Source organism: Arenibacter hampyeongensis, from assembly GCF_002909255.1.
In the GTDB taxonomy this organism is placed as follows: domain Bacteria; phylum Bacteroidota; class Bacteroidia; order Flavobacteriales; family Flavobacteriaceae; genus Arenibacter; species Arenibacter hampyeongensis.
This window is the reverse complement of the sequence record NZ_PIOB01000012.1, coordinates 64,212-86,678: the sequence shown is the minus strand read 5'-3', so window position 1 is coordinate 86,678 and position 22,467 is coordinate 64,212. Positions and strand designations below refer to the sequence as shown.

General features: G+C 39.9%; 19 protein-coding genes. 16 read left to right on the top strand and 3 right to left on the bottom strand.

The features are described from left to right. Window positions 1-2: 2 nt before the first annotated feature. The 12 genes from CWD91_RS20535 to CWD91_RS20480 all read left to right on the top strand — a co-directional run bounded on the left by CWD91_RS20535 (window position 3) and on the right by CWD91_RS20480 (window position 15,255). Complete coding sequence (locus CWD91_RS20535; protein WP_103442852.1) at window positions 3-2,054, top strand: heparinase II/III family protein; 2,052 nt, start codon at window positions 3-5, stop codon at window positions 2,052-2,054. A 93-nt stretch (window positions 2,055-2,147) separates the two neighbouring features. After that, the gene (locus tag CWD91_RS20530; RefSeq protein WP_103442851.1) at window positions 2,148-2,525 is read left to right on the top strand and encodes a nuclear transport factor 2 family protein; all 378 of its coding nucleotides are present in this window, start codon (window positions 2,148-2,150) and stop codon (window positions 2,523-2,525) included. A gap of 307 nt (window positions 2,526-2,832) precedes the next feature. Next, window positions 2,833-3,852 (top strand): 3-dehydro-L-gulonate 2-dehydrogenase, encoded by a 1,020-nt coding sequence (gene yiaK, locus CWD91_RS20525; RefSeq protein ID WP_205164674.1) that lies wholly within the window; start codon window positions 2,833-2,835, stop codon window positions 3,850-3,852. Between the two features lie 26 nt (window positions 3,853-3,878). Beyond that, a complete protein-coding gene (locus tag CWD91_RS20520) occupies window positions 3,879-4,976 on the top strand; it encodes a hypothetical protein (protein ID WP_103442850.1) in 1,098 nt (365 codons plus the stop codon). 741 nt (window positions 4,977-5,717) lie between these two features. Then, window positions 5,718-6,179 (top strand): (2Fe-2S)-binding protein, encoded by a 462-nt coding sequence (locus CWD91_RS20515; RefSeq protein ID WP_103442872.1) that lies wholly within the window; start codon window positions 5,718-5,720, stop codon window positions 6,177-6,179. Window position 6,180: 1 nt separating this feature from the next. Further along, the gene (locus CWD91_RS20510; protein ID WP_103442849.1) at window positions 6,181-8,445 is read left to right on the top strand and encodes a xanthine dehydrogenase family protein molybdopterin-binding subunit; all 2,265 of its coding nucleotides are present in this window, start codon (window positions 6,181-6,183) and stop codon (window positions 8,443-8,445) included. 815 nt (window positions 8,446-9,260) lie between these two features. Beyond that, complete coding sequence (locus CWD91_RS20505) at window positions 9,261-9,725, top strand: hypothetical protein (RefSeq protein ID WP_103442848.1); 465 nt, start codon at window positions 9,261-9,263, stop codon at window positions 9,723-9,725. A gap of 30 nt (window positions 9,726-9,755) precedes the next feature. Further along, entirely contained in the window at window positions 9,756-10,121 is a 366-nt protein-coding gene (locus CWD91_RS20500) for a DUF2200 domain-containing protein (protein WP_103442847.1), read from the top strand. A 345-nt stretch (window positions 10,122-10,466) separates the two neighbouring features. Further along, the gene (locus CWD91_RS20495) at window positions 10,467-10,931 is read left to right on the top strand and encodes a DUF4019 domain-containing protein (RefSeq protein ID WP_205164673.1); all 465 of its coding nucleotides are present in this window, start codon (window positions 10,467-10,469) and stop codon (window positions 10,929-10,931) included. A gap of 119 nt (window positions 10,932-11,050) precedes the next feature. Beyond that, window positions 11,051-12,295 (top strand): hypothetical protein, encoded by a 1,245-nt coding sequence (locus CWD91_RS20490; protein ID WP_157943856.1) that lies wholly within the window; start codon window positions 11,051-11,053, stop codon window positions 12,293-12,295. Window positions 12,296-12,320: 25 nt separating this feature from the next. Further along, entirely contained in the window at window positions 12,321-13,427 is a 1,107-nt protein-coding gene (locus tag CWD91_RS20485) for a hypothetical protein (RefSeq protein WP_103442845.1), read from the top strand. 217 nt (window positions 13,428-13,644) lie between these two features. Then, complete coding sequence (locus CWD91_RS20480) at window positions 13,645-15,255, top strand: sulfatase family protein (protein ID WP_103442844.1); 1,611 nt, start codon at window positions 13,645-13,647, stop codon at window positions 15,253-15,255. 499 nt (window positions 15,256-15,754) lie between these two features. Here CWD91_RS20480 and CWD91_RS20475 read toward each other — a convergent pair whose 3' ends face one another. The 3 genes from CWD91_RS20475 to CWD91_RS20470 form a co-directional block, all read right to left on the bottom strand. Then, window positions 15,755-16,567, bottom strand: a complete 813-nt coding sequence (locus tag CWD91_RS20475; protein ID WP_103442843.1) for a nickel-binding protein — start codon at window positions 16,565-16,567, stop codon at window positions 15,755-15,757. Between the two features lie 356 nt (window positions 16,568-16,923). Continuing rightward, on the bottom strand, window positions 16,924-17,046 hold the full coding sequence (locus tag CWD91_RS23105; protein ID WP_262509694.1) for a hypothetical protein: 123 nt from the start codon (window positions 17,044-17,046) through the stop codon (window positions 16,924-16,926). A gap of 63 nt (window positions 17,047-17,109) precedes the next feature. Then, a complete protein-coding gene (locus CWD91_RS20470) occupies window positions 17,110-18,624 on the bottom strand; it encodes a Gfo/Idh/MocA family protein (protein WP_103442842.1) in 1,515 nt (504 codons plus the stop codon). Between the two features lie 157 nt (window positions 18,625-18,781). Here CWD91_RS20470 and CWD91_RS20465 point away from each other — a divergent pair, with 157 nt between their 5' ends. The 4 genes from CWD91_RS20465 to corA all read left to right on the top strand — a co-directional run bounded on the left by CWD91_RS20465 (window position 18,782) and on the right by corA (window position 22,342). Continuing rightward, the gene (locus tag CWD91_RS20465; protein WP_103442841.1) at window positions 18,782-19,132 is read left to right on the top strand and encodes a ribose-5-phosphate isomerase; all 351 of its coding nucleotides are present in this window, start codon (window positions 18,782-18,784) and stop codon (window positions 19,130-19,132) included. A 54-nt stretch (window positions 19,133-19,186) separates the two neighbouring features. Next, window positions 19,187-20,104 (top strand): polysaccharide deacetylase family protein, encoded by a 918-nt coding sequence (locus CWD91_RS20460; RefSeq protein ID WP_103442840.1) that lies wholly within the window; start codon window positions 19,187-19,189, stop codon window positions 20,102-20,104. A gap of 196 nt (window positions 20,105-20,300) precedes the next feature. Then, a complete protein-coding gene (locus CWD91_RS20455; protein ID WP_103442839.1) occupies window positions 20,301-21,158 on the top strand; it encodes a mechanosensitive ion channel family protein in 858 nt (285 codons plus the stop codon). A gap of 197 nt (window positions 21,159-21,355) precedes the next feature. Next, window positions 21,356-22,342: a magnesium/cobalt transporter CorA gene (gene corA, locus CWD91_RS20450; protein ID WP_205164672.1), complete on the top strand. Its 987-nt coding sequence runs from the start codon at window positions 21,356-21,358 to the stop codon at window positions 22,340-22,342. Window positions 22,343-22,467: the final 125 nt, after the last annotated feature.

Sequence of the window (22,467 nt, the reverse complement as noted above, 5' to 3'; positions counted from 1 at the left end):
GCATGCTGAGAATCATCAAACCATTATCACTGATTATCCTATTTTTTTGTATCACTAAACAGCTTACTGCACAGCAAAATTGGACAGGCATAACCTCTACAGAGGACCTTATTCGCTCCTACCCCGAGACCATGGAAAATATGCTGAATCAATTCAATTTAGATTACTCGGGCCTGGAAAAAGTAAAATTGGCCCATAGCAATGGCAATATCCTAGAGGCATGCAACGAACTACTGGTCTATTATAAAAATAAAGCCATGACTTCCGAATTACGTACAGTTATACCCACAAAAACCGCACGGGAAGTAGCCACATCCGATACCATCCTAACCAATGTTTTTGTGATACAAAATGTACGGGGAAAAGTGCCCTATCTCGTAGATGGGCATCGCGACTGGTACTACAAAGGCCCCAATAATGATAAGGAATGGGCCTGGCTTTCCAATAGGCATAGTCAGTTAAGCCAAATATTCAATACCTATTTGGAAACCGGTAACCCCAAATATGCCCAATATATGGACTTATTCTTAAGGGATTTTATAATTAAGAGTATGCCTTACCCTGCAGTTAAAAGCGGCACCTCGGTATGGCGGGGATTGGAGGTTGCGGCCCGCGCCAAAGTTTGGACCAAAATCTTTTACGGCCTATTGGACAGCGATAATATTTCCCCTGCTACACACTTACTAATGCTCAGCAGTTTGCCCGATCATGCCCATTACAATAGAAATTTTCATAGTAGCAATAATTGGCTGACCATGGAAATTTCGGCCTTGGCCACTGTGGCCGCCTATTTCCCGGAATATAAAAACTCCGAAGAATGGCTGGACTATGCCATTGATTCTATGGTTGAAAGCATGAAAGATCAGGTATATCCGGATGGGGTACAAACCGAACTAAGCTCGCATTACCATAACGTTTCATTAAATAATTTTGAACTTTTCAAAGATATCTGTAACAAAGCCAACAAGACTTTGCCCGACTTCTACAATGGCACCATAGAGGCAATGTACGGCTATATTTCCCATATGGTGAGGCCAAGTGGCTTTCGATTAATGAACAATGACGGTGACAGGGGTAGTGACCGTAACATCATCTTAAAAGGAGCTAAAAAGTATCATCATCCGGATTGGGAGTATATTGCAACCAATGGCCAATCTGGCAACAAACCTGTGGATGGCCCCTCCTATTTCTATCCATGGGCAGGACATTTTGTTTCAAGAAGTGGGTTTGATAGTGAAGCGCATTGGTCGTTTTTTGATATGGGACCCTGGGGCAGTGGCCATCAACACAATGACAAACTGCACCTTTCCGTTTCGGCCTATGGAAAGGATTTTTTGGTAGATTCGGGAAGGTTTGCCTACACCGGGGAAGTTGCTGAAAAATTCCGCCCTTATGCAAAGGGCAGTGCGGGACATAACTTGATTTTAATTGATGGTAAAGGACAAACAAATGGCCCTACACATGCCCAAGAACCCTTGGCGGATAGTCACTTTAAAATAACAGAAGGTTTTGATTATGCTTCCAATTCCTTTGAGCAATTTCTGGATATAGCCGGAAAGGCGAAACATACCAGGGCCATTTTCTATGTTCGTAACCAATTTTGGGTGGTGGTAGACAGGGTTGCAACGGACAGACGACGCACCATTGAAGCCCTTTGGCATTGGCATCCTGATAATACGGTGGAAAAAGAAAGATCGATTGTGAAGACCAGTAATGAAAAGGGAAACCTCGCAATTATCCCTCTAGGTAGGCAAAAGTTTAATCCAAAATTTATCAAAGGTCAGGAAAATCCTGAAATCCAAGGCTGGTATAGTCCTGAATACAATATCTATGGGCCCAATATTACCAGTTCATATACTACCGAGATAAAAACAGATGCCACTTTCGTGTGGTTACTTTGGCCATCTGAAGAGGAAATGCCTAAAATAAAGGCAAGAATAAAATCGGAAAATGAGCAGGAAATAACCGTTGGTGTTACCTCAAAGGGTAAAAAGTGGCAGCTTACTATTCCTTTTAACAATAGTAGCAAAGCAAAATTATCCACAACCAACTAGATCTGGTAGGTGTACCTTTCAATCTTAGTGTAATGAATACCCAATTATTTACAGATATTTATGAATCTATCATTATATCTTTAAAAGAATCTTATGGACTTAGAAAAAAACAAGAACAATGCCATAGCCTTTTACAGGATGGCATTTGAAGGCAACCCTGAAATTGCCATAGAAAAATATGTGGGCAAAGAATACATTCAACACAATCCACATGTTGTAGATGGAACCCAGGGTTTTATAGACTACTTTGAAAGGATGCAAAAGGAGTATCCAAATAAATCCATAGAATTTGTTCGCTGTATTGGAGAATGGGATTTGGTGGCATTGCACACCCATCAAATTTGGCCGGATAATGACCAATATGTGACCATGGATTTTTTTAGGTTTGATGAAAATGGAAAAATCTGTGAACACTGGGATGCCATACAACAGATCCCAAAGAAGGCTACCAACCCAAATACCATGTATTAAGATCTTTTTGACCAGCAGTTTATATTGAAAATTTTACAAGCGGTTGTAAAATTTTACTAGCAAATAGTTGAATGCCACAGTTAAGCTATTGTTCATTATTATTCCTTGTTTAGTTCTTGATTGTACATGCTTCCATATATTTGACTTCATACAACATTGTTTACAAAAAGCTGTCCCTAAATCACTGTGTGGGGAATTAATTCCAATAAAAAGTTTTCGTACATTTAATCGGGAAGGGTTCCAAGGTGGTAATGACACAGGTTAAAAATCAACAACAGAATTCATAGCAGGCCAATAACCAATTTTCATGAACAATACAATGCAAATATCGTCCCAATTGATGCAGGATGTCCTTTACAATCTTTTTGTAAAATATAAATTCACCTCAGATAAGGCCAGCTTATTGGCCAAAACCTATACTGAAAGTACCTTGGCCGGTGTAAATTCACATGGAATTAATCGCGTTCCCCTTTTTTTGGAGTATGTTGAAAACGGTTCCGTTAAAATTGATGCGGAAGCAGAAAAAGTGGAATCTTTTGGAAGTATAGAACGATGGGACGGCAATTATGGCCCAGGCATTATCAATGCCACCAAGTGTATCAAGAGAGCTGTAGAATTGGCCAAAAACCACGGAATGGGATTGGTGGCTTTGCGTAACAATAACCACTGGATGCGCGGTGGTACCTACGGAAAATTGGCCGCAGATGCCGGTTGCATTTCCATTCTATTTACGAATACACAACCCAATATGCCACCATGGGGAGCTAAGGATAGCCGAATTGGCAATAACCCATTTATTGTTTCCATACCCAGAAAGCAAGGGCATATTGTATTGGATATGGCCCTTTCCCAATTTGCCTTCGGAAAGATCAACGACTATAAACTGCGAGGTAAAAAGCTGCCTTTCCCTGGGGGTTGGGACGAAAATGACCAACTCTCCAACGACCCTGAAAAAATTCTAAAAAAAGAACGTGGCCTACCTGTCGGCTATTGGAAAGGCTCTGCACTGTCCATTGTTCTGGATATGCTGGCTACCCTTTTGGCAGCCGGAAATTCTACCTATAAAATTGGTTTAAAGAAATTTGAAACGGGTATTTCACAGGTGTTTCTGTGCATTGATCCCGAGGTATTCCACGACAAGGAATTACAGGACAAACTCATAGACGAAATTATAGGCTATACACATGACGTGGAACCTATGAAAGCAGGAGACAAAATTTACTATCCCGGTGAACGGAGCGCCCACACCGCCGCCGAGAATTTTAAGGAGGGAATGCCAGTTAGTGAAAGTATTTGGGAAAAAATATTGGCACTGTCAAATAAGTAATAATAGCAGACTTTAATTAATTGAAGATGAATAGAAACCTAAAATTCCATTATCTATACCTATTGGTTTTTACAGTTCTTGGTTTTAATTCGTGCGGACAGGACTCTGCTGACTCGGTCGAGATCCGGGGTGTTTATGGGAATCCCAAACCCCTATGGGATAAGGGGTATAAACTTAACGACCTTGGGGTAAATGCCATCTTTGTCCACAGTGGATCTATCACCGAAGACATGATCAACAGGGCTAGGTCCGAGGGGGCCAAGGTTTATGCCGAATTCGCCACTTTGAACGGTAAAGGTTATGTGGATACCCATCCAGAGGCCTGGGCCATAAATGAAAAAGGTGAAAGAGTTGAATCGGCTACCTGGTTTATGGGCGTTTGCCCTACCGAACCCGGTTTTAGAAAGTACCGATTTGATCAACTTCGGGACTTACTTTTGGAATATGACCTAGATGGAATTTGGATGGATTATGTACATTGGCATGCCCAATTTGAAGATCCGGAACCCATATTGCCAGAAACTTGTTTTTGCAGGCATTGTCTAAATAGTTTTTCAAAGGATTACAATATCCGTTTGCCGGAGGCCAGTACCTCGGAAAGGGCGGAATATATCCTTAAAACCCATGATTCGGCTTGGCGAAAATGGCGTTGCGAGGTTATTTTCGATTGGACTTCAAATATTAAGGGCATTATGTCCGAAATTAAACCCAATGCCCTTCTTGGCCTTTATCATTGCCCTTGGGACGACGAAGAATATAGCGGCGCAAGGGGACGTATCCTGGGTTTGGATTACGATCTTTTGAAGAAAACCGTGGATGTATTTTCCCCTATGGTCTACCACCAAAGAATGGGCAGAGCCCCCAACTGGGTAGAGGAGAACATTGAATGGTTTAGCAAAAAAATAGATACTGAAGATGGTGCCTACCCCAAGATTTGGCCCATTGTCCAAGCCTATAATGAACCCGGTATTGTTACCAACGAAGCCTTTGAAACGGTGTTGCGCGGCGGACTAGCTGGGAAGTCGACCGGAGTAATGATGTTTACCACATATGCCATAGCAGAGGATAAAGGTAAAACCGAGGTGATGAAAAAGGTGTATTCTGAGCTAAAGGACCAGCATTGAAATAGAATTTATAATTATCATATTAGGTATATATAAGAAATAAAGGAAGTTGTAGATTTACCCAATTGTTGCCCTTAAATACGGAACGAACAGTTGTACAATTGTATTAAGAATTCTGATATAGTTTTTTATTTGAAAAAAGCGAGCTTAATTATCTTAGGAGTAGTTTGGATTCTCGCTTTGATCATTTTAATAATCTCTCTGACAAACGTATACCCCAATAATATTTTTAGAGAATATAACATTACCATTGGAATTGCCTTTTTTATGATAACTCGACTTTTAAAACCAATTTATAATTACGTCATCAAGAAGGTGAAATAAAGAGGGAAACTGAACAGTTTACTGAATTGAAAACCAAAAACCGAACTATATTCCTATTCCAGCAGGTTGTGGTATTACCACTTCCAACCTACTGGAAGTCTATATCCGTCAACCTTGAACCCACTACCGGCTACTGCAACTGCCAACTAAATTGAAGCCTTGAACTTTCATCCCTGCTTTTCCATAAAAAATGGGATACCAAGATGTATGCATCGGACAAGTAAGTTTGAGACAGCAATGGGGGTCTGGCGAATATATTGTGCATTGCGGTTAGAGCAATCGATTTATTTATTATCTTGATACTTCATATGGGGCAAAACTATTTTAAATCAATCTTTTAGTAGCATACATAAAGCTTTAAAAGTCTATCCAATTTCATGTCGCCATATGATTATTAAATAAATAATGATATTGCCCATGGAAAAATTCACCTTAAACATCAATGATCAAAAGGTATCTATTGAATGTGCTCCCGACACCCCTTTGTTGTGGGCGCTTCGCGATCAATTGGGGCTGACCGGGACCAAGTATGGTTGTGGAATAGCCATTTGTGGATCTTGTACGGTCCATATGGACGGTACAGCAGTTAGGTCGTGCAGCCTACCAATTTCCGCAATCAATGATAAAGCTATTACCACTATTGAAGGGGTCGGAAAAGATGGACTTCATCCTGTACAAAAAGCATGGATCGCTGAGAACGTTCCCCAATGTGGATTTTGCCAAAGCGGCCAAATCATGTCGGCCATAGCATTGTTGGAACAAAACGGGAATCCGTCAGACGCTGACATAGAACAGGCAATGTCCGGCAATATTTGCCGATGTGGAACCTATATCCGAATTAGAAGTGCCATTAAAAACGCTGCTACAAACAAAGTGTAATATGAAACCAAACCCTTCCAACAATAAACTGTTTAAAGTAAGTAGAAGAGATTTCGTAAAAATCGGGGCTTTGGGTAGCACTGGTTTGATCCTTGGCATTCCTTTGGGGTGCAAGCAAGATAAAAATGCCTTTTTAACGGGTCGGGAAGACGCTGTCTTTGCTCCCAACGTATATATCACGATTTTGGGAACCGGGGAAGTGCAACTCATTGCCCACCGTTCGGAAATGGGTACTGGCATTAGAACAAGCTTACCCTTGGTCATGGCCGATGAAATGGAAGCCGATTGGACCAAAGTAAAAATAATACAGGCTATTGGGGATGTGAAATATGGCGATCAAAATACTGACGGCTCCTATAGTGTGAGAATGTTTTATCAACCTTTAAGGGTAGCGGGCGCTACAGTGAAATTAATGTTGATGCAGGCAGCGGCCCAAGAATGGCAAGTTGATATTTCTGAATGTAAGGCGGTAAATCATGAAATAGTCCATAATTCTGGAAAAAGTTTGGGATACGGGTATTTGGCTGAAAAGGCCGGTGCTTTGCCCATTCCATCTGAAAATGAAATTACCTTAAAGGACTCAAGGGATTTTAAATTCATTTCCAAGGAAACGGTAATCTATGACCTGGAGGATATTGTAACGGGAAAGGCTGTCTATGGCCTGGATGTACAGATCCCTGATCTCAAGGTGGCGGTCATTAAAAGAAATCCGGAGGCAGGTGCAGGAATGAAATCTTTCAACAGCGATATGGCCACTGCAATCGAAGGTGTCTCAAAGGTTTATAAAATGGAGCCAACCGCCTTTCCTATGGGCTATAACGCCCCATTGGGCGGTATAGTAGTAGTCGCCAACAATACCTGGACGGCAATAAAGGCAAGGAATGCCGTGGAAGTGGTATGGGATAAGGGGATTAATGCGTCCTATGACTCCAACGCCTTTATGCAGCAAATGCAACGATCCGTACAGAAAGAAGGGCAGATAAAAAGACAACTGGGTTCGGCGACCAAAGCTTTAAAAGAGGCGACAAAGGTCATAGAGTCCGATTTTTTGGTGCCACACTTGGCTCATTCCCCTATGGAAACCCCTTGTGCCGTTGCGCGCCATAATGCAGATGGAACTTGTGAAATATGGGCACCGGTACAATCGCCACAATGGGTACGGCAGGCTGTCGCCGCTGCCTTGGGTATAGAGGAATCTCAAGTTACGATTAACGTTACCCTTTTGGGAAGTGCCTTTGGCCGTAAATCCAAACCCGATTTTGTTGTGGAAGCAGCCCTGATCTCAAAAGAAATGAATACTCCCATAAAATTGTTATGGACCAGGGAAGACGATATTCAGCACGATTTTTACCATTCCAATTGCGCACAACATATAAAAGTCGGTATCGACAAAAACAATAAGGTCACTTCCTGGGTGCACCGTACGGCTTTTCCATCCATTTCAGGTACGGCCAGCGCCGAAGCCAAAGGGCCTTCATCGGACGAATTATGTATGGGAGTTTTGGATATGCCCTTCGAAATCGAAAACGTATCCTGTGAATCGCTGGATGCAATAGCGCAGATCAGGATTGGGTGGCTTAGATCTGTCCACAATATCAACCATGGGTTTGCTATTGGTTCCATTGTGGATCAAGTGGCCCAAGCCAGAGAGATGGACCCCATAGACAATATGCTGGATCTATTGGGTAGCGATCGGAAAATCGATTTTACTGCCCTAGTAGAAGGGTTCAATAATTATAATGTTAAATTGGAAGACTACCCATGTGACACCCATCGCTTTAAACAGGTGGTACAATTGGTAAAAGAAAAATCAGAATGGGGCAAAAGCCTACCAAAAGGCAAAGGGATGGGGTTTGCCGCACATCGAAGCTTTCTAACTTATGTAGCCTGCGTTGTAGAGGTTGAGGTAGATGACAACAACAATATTAAAATTCCAATGGTCCATTTTGCTATCGATTGTGGAGTACCAGTTAATCCGGATAGGATACGTGCCCAATTCGAGGGAGGTGCTGCCTTTGGCGCCAGTTTGGCCTTAAAAAGTGAGATAAATGTGAAAAATGGGGCTGTTACGGAGGACAATTTCAACAACTATCTTGTTGCCCGTATGACAGATGCACCCATCAATACAGCGGTTCATTTTGTTGAAAATGAAGAAAAACCAACAGGAGTTGGGGAACCCCCTGTTCCACCCTTTATACCGGCACTTTGCAATGCTATTTTTATGGCTACCGGAAAAAGGATTACGAGATTGCCAATAAGGTTATAGGTTTATACGTTGTTATTTTGATTGGAACCAAGAACAATTAACTACAAGCGTCATGAAACTGGACTGGTTTGTCCGGGTACCATCTTTTGGCTATTGACTTTTAACGCTAGCCCCGTTCTCGATACCAAATGGCTATCGCCTACCCGTCACTTCGAGCCTGCCTATCGGCAGACAGGCCCGCCAGGCCGTCACTTCGAGTGATTTTATGGAGAGCAACGAAATAAAATTGTATCGAGAAGTATACTAACTACACATGACCAGTTCTCGATACAAAATGGCAATTACCATTTCCCTCGAACCGGCAATAGAATCTAGATTCTTGGTTCTAGGCATCTAACAAATTCCCAACTGTTCCTTAAAAGGACAGCACGAGCAAGATACCTTTCTACCGATTTTGCAGGCCTGCCTGGCCGGAAGGCAGGCCTGTCTGTAGGCCGATAGGTAGGCACCCCCGCTGGCGCGAGGGTCTCGCTCGTGCCATAACAGTCGTTTGCTCAGAATAAATGGGGTAACTCATAAAATATAGTACGATTATTTTTTCTCTATATCTTTAGCGTAACGGTAGTTGGCTTAATATAGTTTTAATACGCCCTCCGGCATATGTTTTAGATCGGCATCCCTGATGGCAATGTAACACAATAGAAAGGCACGAGCAAGATGCTCGCGCCAGCGAAAGGAACAATTGTGGCTCATTCCAACAAATAAATACAGTAAAAAAAATTAATGTATTGGAATAGGTTTTATTTTTTGATGCCCGATATTAAAGTTATTACTTAGTAGAAGCATTTTAAAGAAATCAATAATAGTAAAGCACCATGAAAGTTAATGCCATTGTATGCCAAGGTCATGGGGTTGCCTCCGGGAAGGCAAAGGACCCTCGTTATCCCAAAGGAACCTTAAAAGCCCAAAGCAAATTTTTCTTAAAAAAAGGCTTGGACCTAAATCAATACTTTCTAGGCACCATCAATTTAGACATTGCGCCGTTTATTTTTAAAATAAAAAAACCAAAATACTTCCTTGAGAATGTAAATTGGTCTGTATTCATTCCTCCAGAAAATTTTTACTTTTTTGATGTATCACTTCAATTTAATAAAACCACTTATAAGGGACTTATTTATATGCCTGATCCTGCCACCAAAGCCGAACATTTTCAAAACCCGACAATATTGGAACTTTTGCTTCCAAGAATAGATGGATTAAAATATAGGGACCTTGTAATGCTCGAGGTTCTGGATGAGCAAATTGAATTAATTCGTACGCCATCAGCTGATTCCAATTAAAACAACTGCACCAACACCAAAGTACCAGTCATGAAAACAACACCCGATCACAATGAGCGAATAGCTAAAATGACATTCTCGTCAGTATTTCCACATTATATCACTAAGGTGGAGAAGAAAGGCAGATCGCAGGAAGAATTGTGTCAAGTGATATTGTGGCTAACCGGCTTTGATGAAAATAAGTTAAAAGAACTCATAGCTGAGAAGGTTACATTTGAAACATTCTTTGAGAGGGCAACATTAAACCCCAATGCCCATCTAATAACTGGCGTAATCTGTGGTTATAGGATAGAGGAAATTGAAAATACCTTAACGCAGCAGGTAAGGTATTTGGACAAGTTGGTGGATGAATTGGCGAAAGGTAGAAAAATGGAAAAGATTCTGCGGACTGGGTAGGTTTACCATTATGTAATTAAAGTTAGAATTGCTGTTGCCTACCTGGGATTTCAATCCTGGCTGGAAGCAGGACAGACCCCCAATCTTTCCCTGAACTTTGAATTTTTAACCTTGAACCTCCTCCCGTCCACTGCCAACTGCAAGCCAACAAAATAGAAACTTTAGACTTGGGACTATAAACCAACCCTATTTCGACTCCACTCTTAGATTAGCATTATTAAATTTATAAATGTTTAATTTACTGAACAACCGTATTATTATTAGGTCATTAAAGAAAATTTTCATCAATCCATAATTTAAATCTTGAGCTGTTGAATTGTTAGCCCACAAAAAAATAATATATTCATGAAAAAAACAATGTACAAATACCTAGTCTTTTTAGTTTTTATAGGGTTATTATCCTGTAAGTCCAATCCGAAAAATGAAAAAATTGATAGTGTCCAAACCGAGACCATAGTTTCAAATGACATAAAACAGGAAGTAATCGCTGATACCAAAGACTGGCTGGTATTGATCTATGACAATAATTATTCCCAAAGTTGGGATAATGCAGCTTCCCTTTTTCAAAAGGCGGTTTCAAAAGAACAATGGACACAACAGTTAAGTGGAATTGTGCCTCCCTTGGGAGAAGTGATCAGTAGGGACTTAATTTCTTCGGAATATCATACAACACTGCCAGGAGCACCTGATGGGGAGTATATCGTAATTCAATTTAAAACCTCCTTTGAAAATAAAAATGAAAGTATAGAGACCGTTACCCAAATGAAGGATGGTGACCAATGGAAGGTATCCGGGTACTTTATAAAATAAGTCAATTGCAGCATCTTTTGTTCATCGTAAATTCTGGTTTCCAAGAGTTTTAAGTTGTTAGTTAATGACTATCTTGAATCCTAAACCTTAACCAAAACATGAACCAAACAATTACCCAAATGAACAATCCTAAAATGGAAATTAGCCTAAAGGAAGCTGGCTTGGAAATAGCAGACCAAATAACACCTACCAATAATGGCAGCTATGTTTACGGCAATCATTTCAGACCCATGAAATACATTCAAAATAATAATTTTAAGATTAACTTAATGTCGATAAATACAAAATTCTTAGTCATATTCATTTTTTTGTTTATCTCTTCTTTTGCTCTAAATGCTCAAAAAGTAGCAGGTTTTTATGATGAACATTTCAATTTTGAGTATCCGTCTATGCCTATGCCCTTTGGTGTTTTCTTTTATCAAGTAAACTATAGCGTAAAGACGCAAGGCATTAAAGCATACGATAGTCGAAATGAACTAGTAAATATACAGGCATTAAACCCTAAACTGGTTGAATACAGTAATGATTATACGGTACGTTTAGGAAAGTTAAGTTCTTTTGTTGAAGTAAATGAAAATGGTTCTAACCCCAATACTGTTCAGTTTTCACTAAACAGCTCTGATATTATATTAAGCCATGAACAATCTGAGGTTGACACAATTTACAACATTAACGCAAAGGCAAAGGCATACATTAACGTCAGTCATAATGAAAAAATTATCTACCAAGATTCAATATTCTACGATGATATCGTTTCTGAAATATATTCAGATTTAAGTCCGTCCAAGTTTGACCAACAGGCTATAAACCTATATGAGGGCATGACTGTTGATGCTAATAATAAAGTTTTATCCCACTTTTTTAACACCTACCACAGATTCGTGCGAAAAATAGACATGGGCTATTTTAAGGATGATGTTCCGTTTTTTAAAATGAATAAAACTAAAAAATTAACTGATCCAGAAAAAGTTGATGAACTAGAAAAAAGAATTAGAGCATTAACTGATATAGATGAGGGATTTGAATCAAGAGAAATAAGAAATATAGAAATTAAATCACTAATTACAGATTTTGAAAGTGAAATGAATAATAGTGACTATAAAAACCACGACACTTACAAGGCCTTTATTTCTGGTAATTTAGGGTCGCTTTATAGTCTTATCGAAGAATTTGATGCTGCCCTTGACAATTATGAGAAAGCAAAAGGATTAATCGACAAAGGTGGTGCAGGCAGCTATGCACAGCACGGAATAAGAGATAATGAAAGGCGTAAAAAACTAAGAGCTAATATCATAAAGGACCAAAAAGTTCTTATAGAATATGCTGATAACTACGACAAAGTCCTAAATACGGGCAGCAAATAGTAACCTACCAAAATAGTAACATAACATGAAGATTAAACTTTTTTTTACCACTTTAATTATAACAATTACAAATATCGGTTTTTCCCAAAGCCTTAAAAATCAATCTTTTATCTTAAATACACCCTCATATGCGGGCCTTGTAAAACCTGAAAACGTAAATGCTTATGACGCAGAAATAGCCTTGGGAAGTGGTGAAGTCCTGAACTTCACTAATGCGGAATTAAAACAAAAACTTATTTTAGAAGATTTCTCAAAAGCAGCTGAAGAGGATACGCCAGATTTGTTTTTTGCCATAAGTGGAATTTCTCGTGAAGATCTAGACGTAAGAGGAGCCTATGGCCTAGCAACGCCTGATTCATATAGGTTAGAAATTCTGCCCAAGGAAAAAGCTCAAATTAGAATAGCTGTCTTGGTAAAAGGAGAGGTTACTCATATATGGGAACGCCCAATCCCCATTAAATCAGTTGCCGCAGGTAAACCACAACCGTATATCATTGATTTTAGTGTAGAAGACAAAGATAAATACCTGGTTACTTTACCCCACAGTGATTTACCCGTTATTACCCAGTATACTATTGAAAAATTCCTGGATGAAAGCCTAGGTGATTCGTATTTAGAAAAAAAACTAATACCATCAATCAAAGAAACCTATGACAACTCTTTGAAAAAGATTTACACTCAATTCTATTTCATAAAAGATAAAAATGACAAGGAAATTTCTAAAGAATCAAAAGCGAAACTTGAGTCTTTTATAGATATCTCTCTTTCTAAATGTAGCAGTCTAAAAAATTTGCGCGCAAACAAAAGTGAAATTACCCCTTTCGTAACATATTGGGAATCAATTCTTGAAAGATATCCCAGCACGGATAAAAATTATGAAAAAGTAATTTGGGGAATTTCAATGAACCTTCACCAGACCTATCTATTATTAGAGGATTTTGAAAATGCAACAAAGCAGCTAAATAATGCTTTAAGTATAGACTATAAAAAAAGTTACACACAAGCTATGGCTAAAGATTTAGCTAACAGCATTTCTTCGTACAAAAATAATTTTAATGGCAATACTGAAACTAAGAACTATTCCACAAAATATGAAAAGAACGATTTAGCAAAATATGTTTCCGGAAGCTAAATTTTAAAAATTCGCTTGATTGATTATCAAATTTATGCCGATATATATGATTACAATGCAATTCTGATTAGTTTTAAAAACATTTGATAACGATAATAACAGCCCATAATTAGAGCTTTACGCCAAGTCTAGATGCACTTTTGAAATGGCAAAAACCCAAATATTTTGCTTTGGACAAAGCGGCCATTGTAAAGCGGGAATTGAATAATAAAAAAGTATGACCCTAAGAATAGTATTTTGTTTTACGGTATTATTAAATATGGGTTTGGGGTTTACCACTTCTGCTCAAAACCCAAACCGGCCCAATATTCTTTTTGCCATTAGTGATGACCAATCATTTTTCCACACTAGCTATGAAGGATCCACCTTTGTTAAAACCCCTGCTTTTGATAGAGTAGCTAGGGAGGGCGTCTATTTTTCCAACGTTTATGCAGGTTCTCCAGGTTGCGCACCTTCCAGAAGCGCCATTATTACGGGCAGACATCATTGGCAAAATGAACAGGCCGGACAACATGCCTCTGCATGGTTAAAGAAGTACGTACCCTTTGTGGATTTGCTTGAAGAAAATGGATATGCAACAGGAAGAACGGGAAAAGGAGTTGGTCCTTTCCAATACGCACGTTCGGAAGCGGATTCACTTTGGCGAAAAAACGATGCTGCAGGAGTTACGCATAGTAATATTAAATATGAGGAGCAAAACGATGAGCGCTTTGCCAACGCGATCAACACAACCAATTACTTTGGAAATTTCAAGTATTTTGTAGAGAATATTAAAAAGGATAAACCATTTTTTTTCTGGTATGGAGGGTATGAACCCCATAGGACCTATGAAAAAGGATCCTGGAAAAATATGTCCAAGAAATTGGAGGATGTTGATGTGCCCGAATTCCTTCCCGATAATGAGGAAATACGGGGAGATCTCTTGGATTATGCGGTCGAAATAGAGTGGTTTGATCTGCATCTTCGCAGAATGCTGGAATATTTGGAGGAAATTGGGGAATTGGAAAACACCATTGTAATCGTAACGGCCGATAATGGTATGCCTTTCCCACGTGCGAAAGCCAATAGCTATGAATACGGAGTGCATGTGCCTTTTGCTATTAGATACCCAAAAGAATTTCCGGGTAATAGAGTTGTGGAAGATCCCATAGGTTTTATTGATTTGGCGCCTACCATTCTTGAAATTACCAACACCTCCCCTGAAGGTATGCTCCCCATTACTGGACAAAGTATCCTTAGATTGTTGCAATCAAAAGAAAGTGGAGTATTGTCAAAAATGGAAAGAACTGCATATTCTGGCAGGGAACGCCACTCCTCGTCCAGGTATTTAAATTGGGGTTATCCCCAAAGGTCCGTACGAAAGGGAGATTATCTTTTTATATGGAACATGAAACCCGAAAGATGGCCGGCAGGTGCTCCGCAAAAGTTTGCGGAAAATGATAGCCTGAAATTGCTTCCTATGCACGGCCTGGATAAAAACAATACCTACATTAATGGCAGTGCCTACACCGATATTGATGATTGCCCAACAAAAACTTATTTAATAGAGCATCATAAGGAAGACGACATTGTGCCTTTTTTCGATTTAGCAGTTGAAAAACGTCCTGAATTTGAACTTTACAATGTTCAGCAAGATCCTTCCTGTTTAAAAAATTTATCGGGAACACCTTACTTCCATAAAATTGAAGAGGCTTTAAATGCGGAACTATTGAGCGAACTGAAAAAATCCAATGACCCGCGTATTGTAGGTCCAAATACGGAAATATTTGATAGCTATAAGCGATATTCCCCAATGAGGAAGTTTCCAAAACCCGGTAAGGTAAATTGATTACTGTTCCAGGTGCCATTACGGAAGTAGAAACTAGACCGCTTCACTACTAGAAACTAGATACTAGACTTTTTTGTCTTGATTCTTGTCTCCAGACTCTTGGTTCCATACTATTGGCTAATGGCTCTTGCCTTTTGTCTACTGACTAAGGAATCAGAAACTAGACCGCTTCACTACTAGAAACTAGATACTAGACTTTTTTTTCTTGATTCTTGTCTCCAGACTCTTGGTTCCATACTATTGGCTCCTTGTCTACGGATTATGATAATCCCTGAACACTGTTCTATATAAGCCCTTCTCTATACAATCCTCCTCTATTGAATCACCTGAGCGCCGGCAAGCAGGCTCGAAGTGACAACTTTAAACTTTTGGACATTGAACATAAGCATTGTTTATTGCTAATTGTTCATTGTTTCAGCTATTGCCGACTTCCAACTGTTTACTGATCACTGCCAACTGCCAACGGATTACTGAAAACTGTTTACTGCTGAACAGCCTCTCACCATTCAATAAGTTCCAGATCGATCGGCTCATCAAAGCCCTTTAGCCTCTGAGGGCCAAGTGATTTAAAGGAAATGTCTTTACCAATGCAAAGGTCTTTTACCACTTTCGCGCTAATAATTTGACCCGAATTGCCATAACTACAGATACGTGCAACGAGATTAACTGTGGAGCCAAAAAGTGCATCACCATCCTGTACCGGCTCTCCTGCCCCGATACCTATTCTTGCCTGAAGCAAAATCCCATCTTCACGGGATTCATTGTATTTAGATAATTGGCGCTGTATTTCCACCGCACAGACCGAAGCCGTATAAGCTGACCTGAAACTTGTCAGGAAGCCATCTCCCGCCCTATCCACTTCACGTCCCCCATGATCAACAAGGGCCTTTCTTACCACATTTCTATAGGAATGTACAAGGTCTAGGGCCCTAACATCTCCCAAGGCCTGGGTAATATCCGTGGAACTCACCATATCAATGAACATAATTGCCCTAAATGGACTCTCGGTCATGGGTTTACCATCCTCCTTTTCGGGGTCTATAACCCTACCCAGAAATTGGGCTACCGCCGATCCGTCCACCTCAATGATCTGGTTGGGTATAAGACCATGTGCTTCTTTATGCATTCCTCGTACGGCAGCTGCTGATGGGGCTTCAACGAGACAAAAAGCCATGCCTTTTTCTTCATCGTGCCAATAGGTCAATGCCTTGCAATGATGCCTCGATTGGATTTTCATATCTTCATGATGCGCTTTTGCCACCTCTTCAGGTGTAGCCCCTTTAATGTAATGTCGATCCATAAATAATGGCATAATTAATCTGTTTTAGGATGGGAGAGCTGAAAATTGGTCAAAGCTGGTTAAAAATACAGGTTTATGAAATGTTATAGGTCATATTAACTTGACCTCCAGCCTCCTAAAGATAACCAATTTATTGGTTAAAAAAATTGAAAAAGGAGCAAATAATTGGTATTGGCATTAAAAATGTTGGGCAGAGACATCCCTGTTGGGATCTTAGTTTAAGGACCTAGAGGGTTGGACAATAAGAGGAGAATCTGGTACCCTGCGCAGTTAGAACCTAGATATTACATTTTTATGTCTTGACTCCAGTCACTAAACTTTGGCTACTGACCACTACTTACCGATCACTGCCTATTGAATACTGCTTACTACATACTGCCTACTGAATACTGATCACTGTTTACTGCTACTGCCAACTGAATACTGCCTACTGAATACCGATCACTGTTTACTGCTACTGAATACTGAATACTGCCTTCAAGAAACTGCATTCCATAAAAAAAGGGAACCAACTTTCGCCCATTCCCTTTTCCATATATTAAAAAATTTCCTTTCTATGCAGGCATATCCGGTAATTTCCAACCCTCCCTATAGGTATGCTTTATTAATTCGGCGGCAAACTCACTGGCAGAATATGGTTCTGTCCATTCCTTTTCAAATTTTGGACGTCCGTCCTTCATTACAAAATTATCACGGATTACGGTTTTGATGGTCTCGTTCTGTCCTATATTGGTAAATCTCATATTCTCCCCATCCCAATTCAAAATTTTATTCAGGGTTTGCAACCTAACCGCTAGTACTCCCATTACGACCATTTCGTTAAAGGGACCGGCTTCTGAAAAATCGGATGTACAAGGTTTACGATTCTCCGGGTTTTCCTTACAGGCCCTTACCCAATCCATTTCGTGTGCCCCTTTACCCCAATTGAGTCCCATCTCCTTCTCTACCCGGCGCTCCGTCTCTGCTACTTTGGGCAGGTCCCTACCCAATATTTCTGGTTCCAAACCATAGCATCCAGCATGTATAATTCCTTTGGTACCATAAAAGAAAGTACCTCCACCCGACTTGTTAGGGTTTTTGCCACTGGGCCAATTGGCAGGTAGGTCGGGCTTAATGCCCCCGTCATACCAGTTTACCTCTACTTCGGGCAGTTTGATCTTGCCTTTCCTGCCACGTTCAGGAAATGTCATTTGTACGGACTGTGCCGTTGGGGCACTGTCCTTCAACAGCAGGGAGGAACTTCCCTGAACTTTGGTGGGATAGCCTAATTTTAGGGCCTCAAATACGGGGTGCAAAATATGGCAGGCCATATCTCCCAATGCTCCGGTTCCGTAATTCCACCATCCGCGCCAATTCCATGGGTGGTAAACCTGATTGTATGGTATTAGTTCTGACGGCCCGGTAAACAAGTCCCAGTCCAAGGTGTCAGGTACCCATTGTCCCTGTGTTGGGGGATTAACTCCCTGTGGCCATATTGGCCTATCCGTAAAGGATTCTACTTTTGTTATATCACCAATGGCCCCGCTCCAAATTAATTCGCAGGTTTTGGCCACTCCTTCTCCGGAAGCCCCTTGATTCCCCATCTGGGTAGCCACATTGTGTTTTTTAGCCAACTTGGTCAATAATCTAGATTCGTATACCGAATGCGTAAGTGGCTTTTGCACATATACATGCTTTCCTCGCACCATGGCCTCCGCCGCTACAATGGCATGGGTATGATCGGCAGTGGCCACCAAAACGGCATCAAATTCATTGCCCATCTCATCGAACATCACCCTAAAATCCTTATATTTCTTAGCTTTGGGAAAGTGATCGAAACAATCTTTGGCATAATTCCAATCCACATCACAGAGCCCTACAATATTTTCGCTCTGTAAATTTTTAAGGTTGCCAAACCCCATACTTCCCACTCCTACTCCAACAATATTCAATTTATCACTGGGAGCCTTATGTCCCAGTCCCGAAATTACGTTGCTCGGGAGAATGGTAATTCCGGCAGCGGCCACTCCCGTTTTACTGATAAAAGATCTGCGTGTAATTGGTAGGGGTTTGTTTGGTTCTTTTTTCATGGTTAAGATTGCTTTTGATTGTTTACTATTTTTTTGATTTGCATTTAATCCTATCTAAATTCGGAAAAAAATTGGTCTTATTGGAGGAATACTAATAATTTGTCATTAAAATTATATCATTTTTGCTTAGTTTAAGCTCATATTTTTAAGATCAACCATGGCCAAAGCACTGTACCGAGTTTATGTTGTGGAATTATCCAAGCGCGTTTTTACTGAAAATGCAAAGTTTAGGGCTGCCAATCCCCAGTTCAACGGAGTGTTGGAATGCCTTTATGTGGGCATGACCTCCAAGCTTCCAAAGGAGCGTTTTGAACAACATAAGACTGGCTACAGAAACAGGAAGGGCCACAAGTTATCCTCCAACATAGTTGAAAAGTACGGCCTTTATTTAAGGCCCAGCCTTTACAATCATATAGATCCTGTATTGACCAGGGCCGAAGCATTGGAAATAGAGGAAGGTCTGGCCTTGGAATTAAGACGTGAGCGTTATGCTGTTTGGTATAATTGAATAGGCCTGGATACTGAACAGCATTTCCTAAATTTAATCAAACCATAATTTTTAATGTTAAAAAACATCCTAGTCCTAATTGTCCTAAATCTTTTTTTATTCGGGCATTCGCAAATCTTAAAACAAGAAATACCGGATAAACTGGTGGTACTCACCTTTGATGATGCTCCGGCGAGTCAATATTCTGTTGTAGCCCCAATGCTAAAAGAGTTCGGTTTTGGCGCTACTTTTTTTGTGTGCGAATTCCCCCCGAACCATAAGGACAGTACGCTATACATGAATTGGAGACAGATCAAGGCTTTGGATAAAATGGGATTTGAAGTTGCCAATCACACCCGCACCCATGCCAATGTTGGCAAACTCTCCCAAATGGAATTTAATGCCGAGTTGGAATACATTGAAAATAAATGCGATTCCCTGGGAATTGCCGAACCTAAAAACTTTGCCTATCCCGGCTATGGATTAAATGCCCTCGCCTTGGAATTTCTACTGAAAAAAGAATACGCCTTTGCGCGAGCAGGAGGTAGCAGGACCTATGATCCTTTAGTTGACCATCCCTATCTAATACCCAGTTGGGCAACTGATTCTGAAAACAAAAATGAAATTATGTCTTCCATGGGCCTAGCCAAAAATGGTAAAATTGTGGTGCTTACCCTTCACGGGGTACCCGATATTGAGCACCCCTGGGTAAATACACCACCCGAACTGTTTATGGAATATTTGCAGTACCTCTGGGACCACAATTATAAGGTGATCTCACTCAGGGATTTGGAAGCCTACATTGATGTTGCCGTGGCCAAGAGAATTATTGCTCCGGACTTGAGCAATAATCTTAAGAACAAATGCCATCAAAGACAGTTTCAAAACTTGTTTGTATCTGAATTCAATTCATCCGTGTTATCCAAAATTTATTGTCGGTTCAAAAAACAAAACCAACAATTAAGATTCAGGACCCCTGTTCCGCCATGGTAAAAAAAGGATGTTTATATGTTTTATAACGGACAACGGATTTACCTAAGATTAAATTTAGCTGTCCCAATCCTCCATATTTTAGAAGAAAAATTCAGGGGATTTCACTATATTTCAAAAGAAAACACCAACGCTCCTACCCTCCCCTGAAAAAGCGGAATTAATTTTGGAAAGGCAAACGGGGGTCCAAAAAATTGAAATGGAAACACTAAGTAAAATATTGGATTTTGATCTTCTTAGCATTGGGGATTACAAAGTAAAAGTGTATACCCTGGTAGTCATACTTCTAATATCCCTAACCACCAAGGTATTACTGAATTTAATTAAAAAAGCACTATTCCGCCGATATAAGGGGCTACATCTTGATAAGGGAAATACTTATGCGCTTTATCAAATTATAAAATATGTGATATGGGTTATTGCCTTTGGCTTTATTTTGGAATCCGTAGGTATCAAGGTTACCATACTAATAGCAGGTTCCGCTGCCTTGTTGGTTGGGGTTGGACTGGGATTACAGCAAACTTTTAACGATATTATTTCTGGAATAATATTACTTTCCGAGAAATCGATCAAAATAAACGACATTCTTGAAATAGACGGTGATATTGTAGAGATTCAAGAAATTGGGTTAAGAACTTCCAAGGGCCTGAACAGGAACGATATTGCTATAATCATCCCAAATTCTTTGATCACCACCAACAAAGTAATAAATTGGAGCCACCAGAAAAAAAAGACCCGATTTAGAATCAATGTTGGGGTAGCTTATGGAAGTGATGTTGATCTAGTTATAAAAATATTGGAGGAAAGTGTTTTGGAACATCCAGATTATGATGATGATAAATTAATAGAGGGACGCTTCATGAATTTCGGAAACTCCTCATTGGATTTTGAAGTGTTGTTTTTTAGCGAAAACGTGTTTAGAATTGAAAAAGTAAAAAGTGATATTAGAAAAATTATTAATCGAAAATTCATTGAAAACAAGATCGTAATACCATTTCCACAAATGGACCTGCACTTTAAGTCGGGCCACACAGAAATAATACCAAAAAATGAATAATTGGGGCATATAGTCAATTGCCTCAGGACAGGCCCATCAAGCATCGGATGGAAACTACCGATAACTTTTTAACGCCCGTCTAAACAGAACGGGCAGGCCCGCCTGAACAGAACGGGCAAGCTGCGAAGAGTTTAAATCCCACTTAGTGGGCAACCGCCAAACTAACAATAAATGTTGTGCGTAAAAAAACAATGAACATGGCCAGATTCTTAAAAAAATCTAAAGAAGAAATTGGAGTTTCTCCGGATGAACTCATATTCCGAGGAGAAAAGAAAATTAATGAAGTACTGCTACGCATAATCGATTTTGATGCCAATAGTTTAGCTGAGGAAACCATTAAGACGGTAAAAGAGGTCATAAAATATCAGGAAAAAGACACCGTAACCTGGTTTAATATCGATGGTCTGCACAATACGGGTATAATTGAAGGAATTGCCAATGAATTTAGCTTTGATAAACTCGTTTTGGCCGATGTCATGAATACCCAGGCGAGGCCAACGATCAAGGAATACGACAATTGCATTTATATATCCATAAAAATGTTGCAGCAGCAACCAAACTCCGATGCCATAAATGTCGAAAATCTAAGTTTAATTTTGACCGAATCTATCCTAATATCCTTTCAAGAAACCAAGGGCGATGTCTTTGAACCTGTTAGGGAACGCATTCGAAAGCAAAAAAGAAGGATTAGAAACGGTGGCACGGATTACCTGTTATTTGCCTTGCTGGATATTGTAATTGACAACTATATTTACATCATCGGGGTATTGGGAGAAAAAATTGAAACCCTTGAAGAAAGCCTGCTCCTGGAACCTAGACAAGAGATTATTGGGGAAATTAATTCCTATAAACGGGAGTTGAATTTCTTGAGAAAAAATATTAAACCTGCCAAGGAAGTAATATTGAGCCTTGCCAAAATGGAATCGGATTATATTACGGAAAGTACCGAAATGCATTTTAAGGAACTACAGGACAATATTAACCATGCCAGTGATTCCTCCGATAGTTACAGGGAAATACTGTCCGACCAATTAAACATTTATCATACTACCATAAGTAGTAAGTTGAACGATATCATGAAATTCCTGACGGTATTCTCTGTTATCTTTATACCACTGACCTTTATCGCCGGAATTTATGGAACCAACTTTGATGTGGTTCCCGAACTACATTATACATTATAAGTATAGCTATTTTATCATGTGGGGCGTTATCATTGTTATTGCCATTGGAATGTTGATTTATTTTAGAAAAAAGAAATGGCTTTAACAACCAAGTCATTATCCAACATATTAATTTAAGCCACAGT

Excerpts from the sequence above, each read along its gene's own strand:
- CWD91_RS20535 (WP_103442852.1), top strand. The coding sequence starts at position 3 with ATGCTGAGAATCATCAAACCATTATCACTGATTATCCTATTTTTTTGT.
- CWD91_RS20530 (WP_103442851.1), top strand. The coding sequence starts at position 2,148 with ATGGACTTAGAAAAAAACAAGAACAATGCCATAGCCTTTTACAGGATG.
- yiaK (WP_205164674.1), top strand. The coding sequence starts at position 2,833 with ATGAACAATACAATGCAAATATCGTCCCAATTGATGCAGGATGTCCTT.
- CWD91_RS20520 (WP_103442850.1), top strand. The coding sequence starts at position 3,879 with ATGAATAGAAACCTAAAATTCCATTATCTATACCTATTGGTTTTTACA.
- CWD91_RS20515 (WP_103442872.1), top strand. The coding sequence starts at position 5,718 with ATGGAAAAATTCACCTTAAACATCAATGATCAAAAGGTATCTATTGAA.
- CWD91_RS20510 (WP_103442849.1), top strand. The coding sequence starts at position 6,181 with ATGAAACCAAACCCTTCCAACAATAAACTGTTTAAAGTAAGTAGAAGA.
- CWD91_RS20505 (WP_103442848.1), top strand. The coding sequence starts at position 9,261 with ATGAAAGTTAATGCCATTGTATGCCAAGGTCATGGGGTTGCCTCCGGG.
- CWD91_RS20500 (WP_103442847.1), top strand. The coding sequence starts at position 9,756 with ATGAAAACAACACCCGATCACAATGAGCGAATAGCTAAAATGACATTC.
- CWD91_RS20495 (WP_205164673.1), top strand. The coding sequence starts at position 10,467 with ATGAAAAAAACAATGTACAAATACCTAGTCTTTTTAGTTTTTATAGGG.
- CWD91_RS20490 (WP_157943856.1), top strand. The coding sequence starts at position 11,051 with ATGAACAATCCTAAAATGGAAATTAGCCTAAAGGAAGCTGGCTTGGAA.
- CWD91_RS20485 (WP_103442845.1), top strand. The coding sequence starts at position 12,321 with ATGAAGATTAAACTTTTTTTTACCACTTTAATTATAACAATTACAAAT.
- CWD91_RS20480 (WP_103442844.1), top strand. The coding sequence starts at position 13,645 with ATGACCCTAAGAATAGTATTTTGTTTTACGGTATTATTAAATATGGGT.
- CWD91_RS20475 (WP_103442843.1), bottom strand. The coding sequence starts at position 16,567 with ATGCCATTATTTATGGATCGACATTACATTAAAGGGGCTACACCTGAA.
- CWD91_RS23105 (WP_262509694.1), bottom strand. The coding sequence starts at position 17,046 with ATGCAGTTTCTTGAAGGCAGTATTCAGTATTCAGTAGCAGTAAACAGT.
- CWD91_RS20470 (WP_103442842.1), bottom strand. The coding sequence starts at position 18,624 with ATGAAAAAAGAACCAAACAAACCCCTACCAATTACACGCAGATCTTTT.
- CWD91_RS20465 (WP_103442841.1), top strand. The coding sequence starts at position 18,782 with ATGGCCAAAGCACTGTACCGAGTTTATGTTGTGGAATTATCCAAGCGC.
- CWD91_RS20460 (WP_103442840.1), top strand. The coding sequence starts at position 19,187 with ATGTTAAAAAACATCCTAGTCCTAATTGTCCTAAATCTTTTTTTATTC.
- CWD91_RS20455 (WP_103442839.1), top strand. The coding sequence starts at position 20,301 with ATGGAAACACTAAGTAAAATATTGGATTTTGATCTTCTTAGCATTGGG.
- corA (WP_205164672.1), top strand. The coding sequence starts at position 21,356 with ATGGCCAGATTCTTAAAAAAATCTAAAGAAGAAATTGGAGTTTCTCCG.